At 63.7% G+C, this 14,125-nt stretch carries 17 protein-coding genes; 3 read left to right on the top strand and 14 right to left on the bottom strand.

Features of this window, described 5'->3' with window-relative positions; all coding sequences use genetic code 11:
• Window positions 1-170: 170 nt before the first annotated feature.
• On the bottom strand, window positions 171-428 hold the full coding sequence (locus CIT37_RS18920) for a tautomerase family protein (RefSeq protein WP_028141432.1): 258 nt from the start codon (window positions 426-428) through the stop codon (window positions 171-173).
• 153 nt (window positions 429-581) lie between these two features.
• On the opposite strand from CIT37_RS18920, the gene CIT37_RS18915 reads away from it, so the two are divergent.
• On the top strand, window positions 582-1,559 hold the full coding sequence (locus CIT37_RS18915; protein WP_038971407.1) for a GlxA family transcriptional regulator: 978 nt from the start codon (window positions 582-584) through the stop codon (window positions 1,557-1,559).
• Window positions 1,560-1,716: 157 nt separating this feature from the next.
• Here the strand turns inward: CIT37_RS18915 and CIT37_RS18910 are convergent, their stop codons facing one another.
• The 7 genes from CIT37_RS18910 to CIT37_RS18880 form a co-directional block, all read right to left on the bottom strand.
• Entirely contained in the window at window positions 1,717-2,250 is a 534-nt protein-coding gene (locus tag CIT37_RS18910; protein ID WP_095425430.1) for an REP-associated tyrosine transposase, read from the bottom strand.
• A 133-nt stretch (window positions 2,251-2,383) separates the two neighbouring features.
• The gene (locus CIT37_RS18905) at window positions 2,384-2,545 is read right to left on the bottom strand and encodes a hypothetical protein (protein WP_167456568.1); all 162 of its coding nucleotides are present in this window, start codon (window positions 2,543-2,545) and stop codon (window positions 2,384-2,386) included.
• Between the two features lie 235 nt (window positions 2,546-2,780).
• Window positions 2,781-4,385 (bottom strand): TRAP transporter large permease, encoded by a 1,605-nt coding sequence (locus CIT37_RS18900; RefSeq protein ID WP_028141428.1) that lies wholly within the window; start codon window positions 4,383-4,385, stop codon window positions 2,781-2,783.
• Window positions 4,382-4,921 carry a TRAP transporter small permease subunit gene (locus tag CIT37_RS18895; RefSeq protein WP_028141427.1) on the bottom strand — a complete coding sequence of 180 codons (540 nt, stop codon included), beginning with the start codon at window positions 4,919-4,921 and terminating at the stop codon, window positions 4,382-4,384. The genes CIT37_RS18900 and CIT37_RS18895 overlap by 4 nt, the downstream gene beginning before the upstream one ends.
• Before the next feature lie 300 nt (window positions 4,922-5,221).
• Window positions 5,222-5,458 carry a hypothetical protein gene (locus tag CIT37_RS18890; protein ID WP_028141426.1) on the bottom strand — a complete coding sequence of 79 codons (237 nt, stop codon included), beginning with the start codon at window positions 5,456-5,458 and terminating at the stop codon, window positions 5,222-5,224.
• A gap of 1,122 nt (window positions 5,459-6,580) precedes the next feature.
• Complete coding sequence (locus tag CIT37_RS18885) at window positions 6,581-7,354, bottom strand: gamma-glutamyl-gamma-aminobutyrate hydrolase family protein (protein ID WP_161966431.1); 774 nt, start codon at window positions 7,352-7,354, stop codon at window positions 6,581-6,583.
• Window positions 7,355-7,445: 91 nt separating this feature from the next.
• On the bottom strand, window positions 7,446-8,144 hold the full coding sequence (locus CIT37_RS18880; protein WP_038948763.1) for a hypothetical protein: 699 nt from the start codon (window positions 8,142-8,144) through the stop codon (window positions 7,446-7,448).
• Between the two features lie 141 nt (window positions 8,145-8,285).
• On the opposite strand from CIT37_RS18880, the gene CIT37_RS18875 reads away from it, so the two are divergent.
• Window positions 8,286-9,422: an AI-2E family transporter gene (locus CIT37_RS18875; RefSeq protein ID WP_085968110.1), complete on the top strand. Its 1,137-nt coding sequence runs from the start codon at window positions 8,286-8,288 to the stop codon at window positions 9,420-9,422.
• Window positions 9,423-9,483: 61 nt separating this feature from the next.
• Here the strand turns inward: CIT37_RS18875 and CIT37_RS18870 are convergent, their stop codons facing one another.
• The 6 genes from CIT37_RS18870 to CIT37_RS18845 all read right to left on the bottom strand — a co-directional run bounded on the left by CIT37_RS18870 (window position 9,484) and on the right by CIT37_RS18845 (window position 13,164).
• On the bottom strand, window positions 9,484-9,780 hold the full coding sequence (locus CIT37_RS18870) for an antibiotic biosynthesis monooxygenase family protein (protein ID WP_028141421.1): 297 nt from the start codon (window positions 9,778-9,780) through the stop codon (window positions 9,484-9,486).
• Between the two features lie 101 nt (window positions 9,781-9,881).
• On the bottom strand, window positions 9,882-10,121 hold the full coding sequence (locus CIT37_RS18865; protein ID WP_038948765.1) for a hypothetical protein: 240 nt from the start codon (window positions 10,119-10,121) through the stop codon (window positions 9,882-9,884).
• Between the two features lie 60 nt (window positions 10,122-10,181).
• A complete protein-coding gene (locus tag CIT37_RS18860; RefSeq protein ID WP_028141419.1) occupies window positions 10,182-11,402 on the bottom strand; it encodes a GGDEF domain-containing protein in 1,221 nt (406 codons plus the stop codon).
• Window positions 11,403-11,631: 229 nt separating this feature from the next.
• Window positions 11,632-12,111, bottom strand: a complete 480-nt coding sequence (gene rpsI / locus CIT37_RS18855) for a 30S ribosomal protein S9 (RefSeq protein ID WP_008547917.1) — start codon at window positions 12,109-12,111, stop codon at window positions 11,632-11,634.
• Between the two features lies 1 nt (window position 12,112).
• A complete protein-coding gene (gene rplM, locus CIT37_RS18850) occupies window positions 12,113-12,577 on the bottom strand; it encodes a 50S ribosomal protein L13 (protein WP_008137961.1) in 465 nt (154 codons plus the stop codon).
• A 158-nt stretch (window positions 12,578-12,735) separates the two neighbouring features.
• Window positions 12,736-13,164, bottom strand: a complete 429-nt coding sequence (locus CIT37_RS18845) for a PaaI family thioesterase (protein ID WP_038973475.1) — start codon at window positions 13,162-13,164, stop codon at window positions 12,736-12,738.
• 85 nt (window positions 13,165-13,249) lie between these two features.
• Here CIT37_RS18845 and CIT37_RS18840 point away from each other — a divergent pair, with 85 nt between their 5' ends.
• Window positions 13,250-14,074, top strand: coding sequence for an enoyl-CoA hydratase (locus CIT37_RS18840; RefSeq protein ID WP_038973476.1), 825 nt, complete (start codon window positions 13,250-13,252; stop codon window positions 14,072-14,074).
• Window positions 14,075-14,125: the final 51 nt, after the last annotated feature.

Raw genomic sequence — 14,125 nt, 5'->3', positions numbered from 1 at the left:
CTTGCAGAGCATATGGTGTTCGCCTCCCGAACCTCAATGCAGCCGTGTGCTGGTGCAGGCCCTTGTCCTGATTGTGCGATGCAATGGAAACCGCCCCGTAGATCGGTTGAGCACGGGGCGGTGGCGGGCGGACCATGCCTTGAGCTGATCCGCCCACGCATTCCGTGCTGCTAGCGCCGCGCGATCCGCACCCCGTCCGTCCCGATCGGGCCGAACGTGCTCGCGATGATCTCAGCTGTCGGCTGCATGCCGCCGAGCGACCAGTGCGAGGGCTCCTGCTCCTCGATCCTGACCCAGACGTTGCGGCGGAAATCCGGGCTGCCCTGCCCTTCGACCTCGACCAGGAGGTCGGTGACGCGTTCGAGCAGCGTCTTCTTCTGCGCGGCATCCAGAATGCCGCGGACGGTGGAAATGGTGACGTAAGGCATGTCTCTCTCCAATCATGTCGGTTGACGACGACGGCAGATTGGACCGGGCGCTCTCCGCAAGGCAGTGGCGGATAAGACAGAGATCAGGCAATTTCCGCCACGCGCTCGCGGACCCGATCGGATAGGATCGCGGCATCAACCCCGGGGGGGCTCATGAAGCTCGCAATTCTGGCACTGGAAGGCTGCATGCATTCGGCGATCGCCGGCGTCGCCGACATCCTGTCGCTGGCCAATCACGTCATGCAGCAGAGCGGCGCAAAATCCCGCTTCAGCTGGCAGACGCTTTCGCTCGACGGCAAACCCGTGCGCGCCGGCGGCGGCCGGATGGTCGTGGTCGATGGCGGGATCAGGCAACGCACTCGCTTCGACGCGATCCTCGTCCCCGGTAACCTCGTCGATCACGTCACGGCCGAGCGCCTGCAACCGCAATATGCCCGGGCCGGCGTCTGGCTCCGGCAGCAACACGCGAACGGCCGGCTGATCGGCGCGTTCTGCAGCGGCGTGTTCCTGCTGGCCGGCGCCGGCCTGCTCGACAACCGCCGCGCCACCATCACCTGGTGGCTGCAGGGCGAACTGCGGCAGCGTCATCCCACCATCGACCTCGCCGCCGACGCCGTCATCACGGTTGCGGACCGCATCGTCTGCGCAGCTGGCCCGATGTCGTGGGTCGACCTGCTGCTCAGGCTGATCGAGCTGGTCGAGGGCAAGGAGACCGCAAAACTATGCGCGGACTACGTCGTCATCGATACCGCGCAGCGCACCCAGTCGATCTTCATGCCCGTCGGCTATCTGCTCTCGCAGGACCCGCTGCTGACCAGGGCCGACCTCCTGGTTCGCCGCACCGGCAAGGCTCCCATGACGGTCAAACGGCTTGCCGACGCGCTCGGCCTCAGCGAGCGGACGCTGAACCGGAGGTTTCAGGAGCTCACGCACGAGCCGCCGCAGGCCTTCATCATGCGCCGCCGCGTCGAGCACGCGCGCACGTTGCTGGAGACGACGACACAGCCGATCAAGGCGATCGCACGCACGACCGGCTATGAGGACGAGAGCAGCTTTCGCAAGGCGTTCCGCAAGCTCACTTTGATGTCACCGCAGGCCTATCGCGCGCGACGGATGGAGCGGACGATGTGAGACGCCTTCGAGCCGTCCGCTTTCGTTCCGCATCCGACTCCACTTCGTTCTCAAAGAACAAATCAGAGCCGCAAAAATCAGGGCGGAGCAATTCCTACTGATTGGTTTACGTAGGGCGGATTAGCCGAAGGCGTAATCCGCCGACTGCTGGTGACGCTCATGCACGTTCGCCAAAGTCACCGTCCGTGCTGCTCTCTCCTGCCCAATCCTCAGGAAACAGGCCCGCCTCGACATCTCGGTGGAACGACGAATGCGGCCAGTCCAACACGCGGGTCACATAACCATGCTTCACGGGATTGATGTAACAATACTCGACATGGCGTGCGTAGTCGGTTTCGTCGCGGATGAGGTGCTCCCAGAATCGGTTCTGCCATATGCCACGCTCCCGTCCTGCGATCTGTACCGCGGTCAAAGGCTCCGTCTTCGGCAAGGTCTTCACGAAGCGCGTCTTGATCAATCTCCACCGCATGGAAAAATCGGCATCGCCGTCCGGAAGCGTCCAGACTGCATGAAGGTGGTCCGGAAGAACGACAAACGCATCGATCGCGAAAGCATAGTCCCGACGCGTCGCTGCAACAGCCGCGCGCAGCGCTGCGATGTGCTCGACGAGCAGCCTCTGCTTGCGGTCGAGAAGATTGACCGTGAAGAACCAGCAACCACCCGGAACAAATGCACGGCGATAGTTTGGCATTGAAGCTGCCCAATCAAGACAAGATGGCGGATTACGCCTTCGGCTAATCCGCCCTACGGCCCGCTCTGGGCAAATGCGGAGGATGCGAGCAGGAGAAGGACCGTGACGGTGGCGCTGCGCTTCATCGCTGCCCTTAGCGAACAACGCCAGCCGCGTCGTTCGTGCTCGGGATCAGCCAATCGAGCCCGATCAGGCACACTTCGAGGACAACGAACGCGACAATGCCGCCGACCCAGCCGAAGAAGACGATGGAAAAGGTCCCGAGCAAGATTGCGCAAAACAGGTCGGCAAGCACCTTGCAGACGCGGAAGTCTCGGTCTTGTCCAGACGGGAATACGGCATCGGGCGCCCCTTTCGCTGCTCTGGGCCCGGACTTAGCCACAGCGCGAGGCGACCGTCTACTCCGCCAGCCTGCTGATCAGTTGCGACGTCGCAATCGAGATCCGCCGCTCCCCGTGCAAGGGCAGCGTTCGCAGGTCACCGGCAGCCCTCCAATATCTTTGGATCAATCCCCGGGCGGAGATACTTCCTCAATTCTTCGGCTGGCCGAAATCAAGCGGCGGCGGCAGCTCGATGTCCGGAATTTCGATCTTGATCTTGTCCAGATCCACCTTCCTGGGAGCGTCCAGCAGCCCGGTGACGGTGATCGGGAACGCGATGACGACCGCAACCATGATCGCCTGCAGGCCGATCCAGGGCATAGCGCCCCAATAGATGTCCGAGCTCTTAACCTCCTTCGGCGCAACACCCCGCAGGTAGAACAAGGCGAAGCCGAACGGCGGATGCAGGAAGGAGGTCTGCATGTTGACGCAGAGCATGACACCGAACCAGATCAAGGCAGCATCCGCCCCGACGACGGGAGTGAGCAGCTTCTGCGCGATCGGCGCGATCATCGGGATGATGATGAAGGCGATCTCGAAGAAGTCGAGGAAGAAGGCGATGAAGAAGATGAACAGGTTCATGAAGATCAGGAATCCCCAGACCCCGCCCGGCAGCGATGTCAGCATGTGCTCCAGCCAGACACCACCGTTGCAACCGAGAAAGACGATCGAGAAGCAGGTCGATCCGATCAGGATGAACGTCACCATGCAGGTGATGCGCATCGTGGTCTCGTAGCCCTGCTTGACCAGGGTGCGCAGGTCCGGAATCCTGACCGCCTCGATGCAGACCCAGGCGACGGCGAGATAGGCAATCGCGAAGGCGATCTTGAACGGCAGATTCGGCGTGAAGTAGATCCCGATGATGGTGCCGACACCCGCCGCCGCAACGCCGACGAGCAATATCTTGCGGCCAGCCAGGCTGAAATCCTTGTGATGGATGACGGCAAGGACGATCGCGCCGACGGCGCCCATCGCGCCTGCTTCGGTCGGGGTGGCGAGGCCCAGCATCATCGTGCCGAGCACCACGAAGATCAGAACGGCGGACGGAATGATGCCCAAAAGGCATTTGCGCCAGAGCGCCCAGCCAGTGAGCGTCCTTGCTTCCTTGGGCACGGCCGGAACGTGGCCCGGCTTGATCACGCTCAGCGCAAACGTGTAGCCGGCGAACAGTGCGATCTGGAGGATCGAGGGGCCCCAGGCGCCCAGATACATATCGCCGACCGACTTCCCGAGCTGGTCCGCGAGCACGATCAGAACCAGCGACGGAGGCACCAGCTGGGTAATGGTGCCGGAGGCTGCGAGCACGCCGGTGATGTAGCGCATGTTGTAGCCGTACCGGATCATCACCGGCATCGAGATCAGCGCCATCGCGATGACCTGCGCCGCCACGGTGCCCGTGATGGCGCCGAGGATGAAGCCGACGATGATCACGGAATAGCCGAGGCCGCCGCGAATGGGACCGAACAATTGCCCCATTGAATCCAGCATATCCTCGGCGAGGCCGCATCGTTCGAGGATCGAGCCCATGAACGTGAAGAAAGGAATTGCCAGCAGCAGCTCGTTGGCCAGAACGCTGCCGTAGATGCGCTCCGGGATGGCCTGGAGGAAGCTGAACCCGAAAAATCCCTCGTGAATCGCGAGAAATCCGAACGAAAGCCCGAGAGCGGCCAGCGTGAAGGCGACCGGAAATCCGATCAGCATGGCCAGGACCAGCCCGCCGAACATCATCGGCGGCATCATTTCAATCGTGATCATTGGGTCGGCCGCTCGTATTTCGCATCGATCGTGACTTCACCACGCAAGGCCGCAATGCGTTTGATGGCCTCCGAGACACCTTGCAAAGCCAGCATGAAGAATCCCGCAGGCAGGACAAATTTGATCGGCCACCGGAGGAGGCCGCCGGCATTGTTGGACATTTCGCCGATGATGAACGAGTTGTGGAACATCGCCCATGAGAGGTAGCTGAGGAGCAGGCACGCCGGGACGAGGAATACCAATGTCCCGATCAGGTCGAGCCACAGCTGGCCGCGCTCGGAAAGCATGAGGTACATGATTTCGACGCGCACATGCTCGTTACGCTTGAAAGTATAGGACGAGCCGAACATCACGACGACGGCGAACATATACCACTGCGTCTCGAGCCAGCTGTTGGAGCTGTAACTGAAGGCATAACGGATCATCGCATTTGCAGCGCTGACCACGCAGGCCGCGAGCACCAAAACGTTGCAGACGTTGCCGACTTTTTCATTCAGCCAGTCGATAGCCGTACTTACCGCCAACAATGGGCGCATCGATGCCTTTTCCCCGCTCGCTGAGTGCTACCCCCCAGGCGAGCAGGACCATGGCGCTGCAGCAGCAGCCTTCCATTTCTGCGCGGGAGCTAGTTCCCCTCCTGATGCTTCCGCCCGTTCTTGTTTTGGGCAAGACAAGACACGTTCAGGTCTCGCCCGCCGCGTGAAGCGAGGCCACCATTACCGTCGCCCAATTCCGGGTCAACAGGAAAATTGGACAGTTTGCCGCAGCGGGGTCTAAAACATCGTCGCAGTGCTTAACGGGTTGACCTGCGGGGCATGGTCGAAGCGCGGGCGCGCCTACCCTTCCACGTCGTACTGCTTGCAGAGGTGATCACCGATCTGGACCAGCATGGCAACGCATTCAGGGTAGCCGGGCCGGTCCGAGGTGGCCTGGTCCGCGCTGGCTCGAAACTCCCAGGAAGTACCATCTCGGAGGATCGAGATTGTCATTCCATCGGGACAATCGGCGTGGACCTTCAACTCGGCCTTCGCCATGGCGATCAGTTCGCTTTCCGTCTTCACAGGTCTGCTCATGAAGGTCATCCTCCGTCTTGGGGCAGAACTTTAGTTGTATCTGCCAAATCCACCAAACAAGTCTTCCCGATAAAGCAGCTACCGGCATTGGGATAGCGCAATCCCTTCCGGTCCGCTCGGTCAGCGATGGGGATCACTCCCCGAGACGCGTCGGGCAAAACACCCGGTCAAGCCCTTGGCGCAAAAATATTCCGCTTTCCCGAATTTCGGATTTGTGGCATACCCTCGCCCATCCCGGCCCCTGCCAAAGGGGCGCTTCGCGATCGTCACGAGATGCGGGCCGGGTGGCGGTGGACGCGGTAGCGCCGGCGCGGCTCGGCATGATGACAGGGCGGGCAACCGTGAGTCCTCAGGCCACGCGATACGACACGGCGCGGTCACAGCGGTTTCGTCGATGCCAGAGGGCGAGCACACGCAAGCCTTCCGGGATTTCGGCGGGATCGTCCGCGGACGGAGAAGTCGTGTGGTCCTGACGCCCGGGGTCTGTGCGTCAAGGCTTGCGGTGATGCGGCGGCCCGACCGGGCACGCGCATCGATCATCCCGCAAGGCGACGGGGGCAATAGTGCATCGCTCCCGAGGAGAGCACGAAGGACACCGTTAAAACCAGCCGCGCAGGGAAGGCCGGGCGACCGGCATCACCTGTGGTCCACCCCGTGTGCATCTTCGTCGCGCACGGACTTGCGGGTGCCGCCGGCGCCCGGCCTTCCCTGCGCCCTTTGGTCTTCAAGGAGCGCGAACGACAGCAAGCCTCGGGCGAAACGCGCCGCGAGAGCGCGAAGGCGTGTCTGCGAGTTGCGCTGAGAGCGTGGAGATGCCGACGATGCACCTTGCTCCGTTATTGCGAGGAGCTCTTGCGACGAAGCAATCCAGAATCCCACCGCGGAAAGATTCTGGATTGCTTCCGCCTTCGCCAAGGCTTCGGCGGACAAGTCGCTACGCTTGCAATGACGGTGGGAGAAAGCGCCTCAGCCGCCTCTCGTGCCCCGGACGCAGCGCAGCGCCCCTTAGCGGTGCGCTGCAGAGCCGGGGCCCACGTCACAACGGTGCGCGGTGCGGCGCTGGGTCCCGGCCCTGCGCCGCAACGCATACGCGTTGCAGCTTGTCCGGGACACGAGAGTACCCTACGCCGCCGCGCGTTGCCGCGCGACCAGGGCCTCGCCAAAGGCTTCGAACAGCTTGCGGTTGACCGGATTGCGCTGGGGATCGTATTCGGCGTGCCATTGCACGCCGAGCGCGAAGGTCGGGGCTTCCGCGATCCGGATCGCCTCGATGGTGCCGTCCTCGGCGACGCCCTCGACCAGCACGCGCTTGCCGGGATCGAGGATGCCTTGGCCATGCAGCGAATTGACCCTGATCTTCTCGCAGCCGAGCAGTTTTGCGAACGCCCCGCCCGGCGTCAGTTCGACGTCGTGACGGTCGGCGAACACCACGGTCGGATCGGGGTGGATCTCGCCGTTCTCGAGCCTGGGCATGCGATGGTTCATGCGGCCGGGAATTTCGCGGATCTCGGGATGCAGCGAGCCGCCGAAGGCGACGTTCATCTCCTGGAGGCCGCGGCAGATGCCGAACAGCGGCACACCGCGGGCGACGCAGGCGACCGAAAGCGCCAGCGCCACCTCGTCGCGATGGATATCGTACGGCTCGTGGCGCTCGCAGGGATCGACATTGAAGCGGGTCGGATGGACGTTGGCGCGGGCGCCGGTGAGCACGATGCCGTCGACCACGTCGAGCAGCGCGCCGATATCGGTGATATCAGGCGCGCCCGCGAACATCATCGGCAGGCCACCGGAAACCTCGGCCACGGCGCGCAAATTGCGCTCGCCGACCATCTGGACCTGAAATCGATTTTCGACGCGATAGGCATTCCCGATCACGCCGACGACCGGCTTTCTCATCTGTCGTTCCGCGCCTCTCCGATAAGAAGATTCTCCAAACATGCCCTTGGGCTGGAACAAATTCAACAGAAGGGATCGCGGGACGGCAATGCTATTTTCGCGCAAATGCCTCCCGGGCCTCGCCCCCGGCGGGCAGCCCGGCGGCCTGCAGTGCGGTTGCGGCAGGATCGCCCGGGGCGGCCAGCCAGGGCAGTTTCGCATCGATGCCGCGCGTCACGGGCTCTCCGAGCACCCCACCGAAATCGATCGGCCAGAACCCGTTGGGCTCGACCTCGGCAGTAATGCCCCGGATCGCATAGCCCTCGCCCAGAACCGCCTCCGCATGGTCGCCGGCGACAAGGCGGGCCGTCTTAGGATCCTTGGGATCGCCAAAGCTCACGAGCACCGGCACGAGGTCTGCCTGCACCGGGACAACGCCGGTCTGCCGGTGGATATCGTTGAACGAGACGCGGTTGCCGCGCGCGGCGCCATAGGCACGGAGCGCGACATAGTTGATGTCGTCGAAGTCCAGCTTGGCGTCCTGCCGGTGCGCCAGCAATGCCACCAGATTCTTGCTCTGACCGAGATCGACGAACACCGCCTCCCCGCGCATCGTGGTGCGGCCGCCACGGTTATAGTTGCGGTCGGGCACGACGGCCAGAACGCCGGATCCGGCCTTGATCCCGTCAGGCGTCGTGACCTCGACCGTGAGACGAAATTTGTGGCCGGGCCGGTTGATCCGGATCTGGTCGCCGACCACGAGCACGGCGAGAAGCCCGAGCAGACCGGCCCATTTGCTGATGAAGCTCAAACCGCCCCCATTGCTCTTTCCTCATCGCTCTGCACCGTCGGCACGCCGACGTCAAACCAGCGTGTTGACGCGGTCTTGATCCGAAGCGCGTTTGCCCGGAGAGTGCAGCGCGCATTGCGCTGAAAAGGACCCGATGTGACCATGTCGTCCAAAGATGAACGCTCCCGGACCCGCGGCGACCTCGCTTGGGCGATCTCGGTCGGGGGCATCGGCGTCGTGCTGTTCACCGCGCTGCTCGCCTTCACCTGGTATTTCGCCGCCACCCTGCTGCTGATCTTCACCGGCATGCTGCTCGGTCTCGGCCTCAACGCGCTGACAGGCGCGCTCGGCCGCCGCGTGCCCCTGCCGCATCCGGTGCGGCTCGCGATCGTCTGCACCGCGCTCGCCCTGATGCTGGCCGGCATCGCCTATCTCGGCGGCGCCACCATTGCCGAACAGGCTTCGCTGCTGAGCAAGACCATCAAGTCGCAGATCGGGAACGTGAAGTCCTTCCTGGACAACCACGGCATCGACACCAGCTTCTTCGATTTCGGCAACGGCGCGACCGACGCCTCGGCCACTGCGCCGTCGGAGACGGCGCCCGCACCAGCAGCGCCCTCGCGCGGTCCCCTGCCCGGCGCCGGCGCGCTGGCCTCCAGTGGCGGGGCGATCGTGAGCCAGACTTTCAAGCTGCTGCTCGGCACCATCCACGGTGTCGGCAACATCTTCATCGTGCTGTTCCTGGGCTTCGCCTTCGCCGCCCAGCCGGCCGTCTATCACGATGGTCTGCTATTCCTGGCGCCTGCCAGGCACCGCACCCGCGTCGCCCTCATCATCGATCGCATCAGTGAGACTCTGGAGCGCTGGCTGATCGCGCAGATCATCGTCATGCTCGCGGTCGGCGTGGTGACCTGGATCGGGCTTGCCATCATCGGCATCCCCAGCTCGTTCATCCTGGGAATTCAGGCCGGCCTGCTCGCCTTCATCCCGACCATCGGGGCCATCATCGCCGGCGTCGTCGTGGTGCTGGCGAGCCTCGCCTCGGGCTGGATCCCGGCGCTATCGGCCTTTCTGCTCTTCATGGGCGTGCACGCCATGGAGAGCTACGTGCTGACACCGATCCTGCAGCGGCAGGCGCTGGACATTCCGCCGGCCACCCTGTTCGCGTTCCAGATCGTGCTCGGCGTCGTGTTCGGCATCTGGGGCCTGGCGCTGGCACTGCCGCTGGTCGCCATCGCCAAGGTCATGATCGACCATTTCAAGACCTATGAGGCGCCGCCTTTGGCAGAAGCGGCCTAGAGCATGATCCGGAAAAGTGCGCAGCGGTTTTCCGATAAGATCATGCTCCAGAAATAAACCCTCAGGTCGTCAGCACGGTCTCGGTGTGCTCCACCTCGGGCGGCGAGGCAAAGTACTGGCCAACGAGGCCCCGCCATTCGGTGAAGTTTTCCGAGCCGCGGAAATCGACGGTGTGATTTTCCAGCGTCGCCCATTTCACCATCAGCCGGTAGCGCTGCGGCTTCTCGATCGATTTGTGCAGCTCGAAGCCGTGAAAGCCCTTGGAGCGGCCGAAGGCGGCCCTGGCCTTGGCGACGGCGGCCTCAAAGTCCTTCTCGCTGCCCGGCTTGACGTCGATTTGCGCGATCTCGGTGATCATCGGTTTCCACCCTTTTTGTTCGATGGGCGTGTCTAGCGCAGCCGGCGAAAAAGAAAAAGGCGCCGAAACGGCGCCCTGGTCGGCCAAAAAATGCAGGTCTCTCAGATCAGCAGCAGGACGGTGCCCGCCACGATCAGGGCGCAGCCGATGAACAGCGCGAGCGGCCAGTAGCTGCGGCGGCCTTGCGTGTAACGCCCCTGCGCGCGGCGCTCGGTGATCAGCGCGCTCTCGTATTCATCCGCAGTGGAGAACAGACAGGCGAAGCCGCTGCGTGCCGAGGCCGCAGCGGCTTCGAGCGACATCAGGGCAGCTTGCGGGTTCTGTCGACGGATCGATTCCATGACCGCAATGGTAGGGATCGAATGGTAAACAGGGGATTACCGCGGGTGCTGCCTTGCGTCTCAGGCGGTAGCCGGACGCGGCTGCGGCGCACTGATCCGCGCGGCGCTCTGTCGGCGCCAGTTCTCCAGCGACAGCGGCAGCTCCTCCGCCGCCTCGACGCGGTTACGGCCGCCGCGCTTGGCCTGGTAGAGCGCAGTGTCGGCGGATGCCAGCAGCACCTCGAGCTCGGTGCCGGCGGGCCCGCCGGCGACGCCGATGCTGACGGTGGTGTCGACCGGGCCTTCGTCGACTACGACGCCGGAGGTCTCGAACGCCTCGCGCACGCGCTCGGCGACCAGCACGCCCTCCTCCAGCGAGCACGGCAGCAGCGCGGCGAACTCCTCGCCGCCGATGCGGCCCGACATGTCGGTGATGCGCAAATTACTGACGACGACGGTGGAGAACAGTTTCAGCATCTCGTCGCCGGCGGGGTGGCCGAAACGATCGTTGATCGACTTGAAGTGATCGATGTCGAAGATCATCACGGTCACGGGACGTCCGGCCTTGGCCTCGCGCTCGATCACGCGGCCGCAGGCTTCCGAGAAGCCGCGCCGGTTGAGCATGCCGGTCAGGGGATCGGTCGACGCGGCGGTGCGGTGCGCGGTCACGGTGCGCTCGGACACCAGCATGAAGATCACGAACACGGTGCCGACGGCGTAGAGGATGAGTTCAACCGCGAACACCTTGACCCAGATGCTCTGGGAGAAGCCGGCATCGTGCGGACGCAGGAAGCTGCCGATCAGGACCGGCAGCATCAACACGCAGCCATGCATCACCGGCATCACGAAGGCCGGCCAGCGCCGCTGCAGGCTCTTGCGCCGTTCGGTCCAGAGCTCGCTGGCGGTCAATGCCGCGTAAACCGAGACGATGCCGGCGCCGATGATCATCCGCAACATGGATGCCTCGGGGTCGAGCAGCGTGACGGCGGCGACCCAGGCGAGCGCGCCGAGCACGAGACCCGGCCAGTTCGGCTTGCGGCCGTGGAAGACCCGCGCCGCATTCCACACCATGCCGCAGGCGACGAAGCCGACCGCGTTCAGCGCAAGGTAAAGATGCGGGCCCAGCCTGTCGCCGGCCGCGGTCCACAGCGCGACGGAGGCGGCACCGAGCAGATACGCGGTGCCCCACCATTTCAGTGCAGGGCTGTTCTCCTGCCTGCCGAAAAACACCATCATGGCGCCGAGCAGTGCGGCAACCATGGTGGCGACCAAATAGAGCGTGATGCTATCGAGCGACATCATGTCGGCCCCCTCTAGAACATAGCAGTTACGCGACCGGCCCAGCCGATTTGCGCGCCCTTCCGAATGCGACGCTAGGTCGCGCGAGTTCCATTCAGGTTTTCGCGGGAGGCCAAGTTTTCGGGAAACACGCCATCAATTTGCATACAAACGAACAACAAAAAGGGCGCTGAAATCAGCGCCCTTTTGCATCTCATTGAAGCCGCTTTCGCGGCGAATGTGACCGAAGCGATTAACGCTTCGAGAACTGGAAGGACCGGCGGGCCTTGGCCTTGCCGTACTTCTTGCGCTCGACCACGCGGGAGTCGCGCGTCAGGAAGCCGCCCTTCTTGAGCACAGAGCGCAGCTCCGGCTCGAAATAGGTCAGCGCCTTGGAGATGCCGTGACGGACCGCGCCGGCCTGACCGGACAGGCCGCCGCCGGCAACCGTGCAGATCACGTCGTACTGGCCCGAACGCGCGGCCACGGAGAATGGCTGCTCGATCATCATCCGCAGCACGGGACGGGCGAAATAGACCTCGACCTCGCGCGAATTGACGGTGACCTTGCCGGCGCCCGGCTTGATCCACACGCGGGCGACCGCGTCCTTGCGCTTGCCGGTGGCATAGGCGCGGTTGAACTTGTCGACCTTCTTCTCGTGCTTGGGCGCATCGGGCGCCGCCGCCGTCTTGAGCTGCGAGAGCTGGTCGAGCGACTGGATGGATTCGGCCATGTTATGCGGCCCTCGTGTTCTTGCGGTTCAACTTGGCGATGTCGATCTTCTCGGGCGTCTGTGCCTCGTGCGGATGATCGGCGCCGCCATAGACGCGGAGATTGCCCATCTGGACGCGACCGAGCGGGCCACGCGGGATCATGCGCTCGACGGCCTTCTCGAGCACGCGCTCGGGATGCTTGCCCTCGAGGATCTGGCGCGCGGTGCGCTCCTTGACGTGACCGACATAGCCGGTGTGCTTGTAATAGGTCTTCTGCTCGCGCTTGCGGCCGGTGAGGACCGCATGCTGCGCATTGATGATGATGACGTTGTCGCCGCAATCAACGTGCGGGGTGTAGGTCGGGAGGTGCTTGCCGCGCAGGCGCATGGCGACGATGGTGGCGAGGCGGCCGACGACCAGACCCTTGGCGTCGATCAGCACCCACTTCTTCGTCACCTCAGCCGGCTTTGCCGAAAAGGTTTTCATGTCAGAGTTTCCGTGGACGGGGAGCATCGGCGCGAACACCGCACCGGACTGCGCGGTTTTCTAGAGAAGAGACACGCAACGGTCAATGCCCGGCAGCGGAAATTAGTACCGCAACATCAATTACTTAAAAATATGGTGCTATATTACCTGCAAAAAGCTCAAACATTTGGAATGGAATAGGTCGAGGTGACATGGGCGATCGGATCGGGCGAGCTGCCGGACAACAGTTTCACCTCCCCGACCGCCAGCCGCTTGCCGAGCTTGAGCAGCCGCGCCTCCGCCAGCACGTCCTGCCCGGGCCCGCCCTTGCGCAGGAAGTTGATGTTGAGATTGGTGGTGACGGCGAGCCCGACCGGCCCGATCGCGGACAGGAGGACCACGTACATCGCGAAATCGGCCAGCGCCATCAGCGTCGGGCCGGACACGGTTCCGCCCGGTCGCAGCATCCTTTCGCTGTAGCGCTGGCGCAAAAGGCAGGTCTGGCCGTCCGCGCTTTCGATCGTGATGTCGTCGCCGCTGAAGGCCTGGGGAAACTCCTGGCGGAGGAACTGCTCGACCTCTGCCACGCTCATTTTCGCTAACGCCATGCTGTTCCCCACCCTCGCTTCACTTGCCCTGTTACATTAAGTTATCTGCGTCATTCAAATGCAATAATCCAACGGAAACGCTTCGATGTCCGCCCAGGCTGCCCGCGCCCCCTCCCCGCAACCGCCGATCCTGCTGCGCGAGACCGTAGGCCCGATCGCCGTGCTGACGCTGAACCGCCCCGCCGCGCGCAACAGCCTGTCGGCGGCGATGATCGCAAGCCTGCATGCCGAGCTCAATGATATCAGCAGCGACAAGGCCGTCCGCGGTGTCGTGATCGCCGCCAACGGTCCCGCCTTCTCCGCCGGCCACGACATGAAGGAGCTGACCGCGCGCCGCACTGACCCCGATCGTGGCCGCGCCTTCTTTGCCGAGATGATGACCGCCTGCAGCGCGATGATGCAGGCGATCGTGCACCTGCCAAAACCTGTGGTCGCATCCGTCCGGGGTATCGCGACCGCGGCCGGCTGCCAGCTCGTGGCCAGCTGCGATCTCGCCATCGCCTCGGAGGACGCGAAATTCGCAACGCCTGGCGTCGACATCGGCTTGTTCTGCTCGACCCCGATGGTGGCGCTATCGCGCAACGTGCCGCGCAAGCAGGCGATGGAGATGCTGCTGACGGGCGAGCCTGTTACGGCCGCGCGCGCCCGCGAGATCGGCCTCATCAACCGCGTGGTGCCCGCCGGCACCGAACGCGACGCCGCGATCGCGCTGGCGGAGCAGGTCGCGCTGAAATCGGCCTACACCGTCAAGCTCGGCAAGGAGGCGTTCTATCGCCAGGCCGAGATGAGCCTTGCGGATGCCTATCGCTATGCCGCAGAGGTGATGACCGAGAACATGATGGCGCGCGACGCCGAGGAAGGCATCGGCGCCTTCATCGAGAAGCGCACGCCGACATGGCGGGATGAATAGAATTCGTCATTGCGAGCGAAGCTAAGCAATCCAGAAATCCCTCCGCGGAAA

The organism is Bradyrhizobium ottawaense (assembly GCF_002278135.3).
Lineage (GTDB): Bacteria > Pseudomonadota > Alphaproteobacteria > Rhizobiales > Xanthobacteraceae > Bradyrhizobium > Bradyrhizobium ottawaense.
Note: the sequence above shows the minus strand (reverse complement) of the source record. Positions and strands in the feature narration are given on the sequence as shown.

Excerpts from the sequence above, each read along its gene's own strand:
- CIT37_RS18920 (WP_028141432.1), bottom strand. The coding sequence starts at position 428 with ATGCCTTACGTCACCATTTCCACCGTCCGCGGCATTCTGGATGCCGCG.
- CIT37_RS18915 (WP_038971407.1), top strand. The coding sequence starts at position 582 with ATGAAGCTCGCAATTCTGGCACTGGAAGGCTGCATGCATTCGGCGATC.
- CIT37_RS18910 (WP_095425430.1), bottom strand. The coding sequence starts at position 2,250 with ATGCCAAACTATCGCCGTGCATTTGTTCCGGGTGGTTGCTGGTTCTTC.
- CIT37_RS18900 (WP_028141428.1), bottom strand. The coding sequence starts at position 4,385 with ATGATCACGATTGAAATGATGCCGCCGATGATGTTCGGCGGGCTGGTC.
- CIT37_RS18895 (WP_028141427.1), bottom strand. The coding sequence starts at position 4,921 with ATGCGCCCATTGTTGGCGGTAAGTACGGCTATCGACTGGCTGAATGAA.
- CIT37_RS18890 (WP_028141426.1), bottom strand. The coding sequence starts at position 5,458 with ATGAGCAGACCTGTGAAGACGGAAAGCGAACTGATCGCCATGGCGAAG.
- CIT37_RS18885 (WP_161966431.1), bottom strand. The coding sequence starts at position 7,354 with ATGAGAAAGCCGGTCGTCGGCGTGATCGGGAATGCCTATCGCGTCGAA.
- CIT37_RS18875 (WP_085968110.1), top strand. The coding sequence starts at position 8,286 with ATGTCGTCCAAAGATGAACGCTCCCGGACCCGCGGCGACCTCGCTTGG.
- CIT37_RS18870 (WP_028141421.1), bottom strand. The coding sequence starts at position 9,780 with ATGATCACCGAGATCGCGCAAATCGACGTCAAGCCGGGCAGCGAGAAG.
- CIT37_RS18865 (WP_038948765.1), bottom strand. The coding sequence starts at position 10,121 with ATGGAATCGATCCGTCGACAGAACCCGCAAGCTGCCCTGATGTCGCTC.
- CIT37_RS18860 (WP_028141419.1), bottom strand. The coding sequence starts at position 11,402 with ATGATGTCGCTCGATAGCATCACGCTCTATTTGGTCGCCACCATGGTT.
- rpsI (WP_008547917.1), bottom strand. The coding sequence starts at position 12,111 with ATGGCCGAATCCATCCAGTCGCTCGACCAGCTCTCGCAGCTCAAGACG.
- rplM (WP_008137961.1), bottom strand. The coding sequence starts at position 12,577 with ATGAAAACCTTTTCGGCAAAGCCGGCTGAGGTGACGAAGAAGTGGGTG.
- CIT37_RS18845 (WP_038973475.1), bottom strand. The coding sequence starts at position 13,164 with ATGGCGTTAGCGAAAATGAGCGTGGCAGAGGTCGAGCAGTTCCTCCGC.
- CIT37_RS18840 (WP_038973476.1), top strand. The coding sequence starts at position 13,250 with ATGTCCGCCCAGGCTGCCCGCGCCCCCTCCCCGCAACCGCCGATCCTG.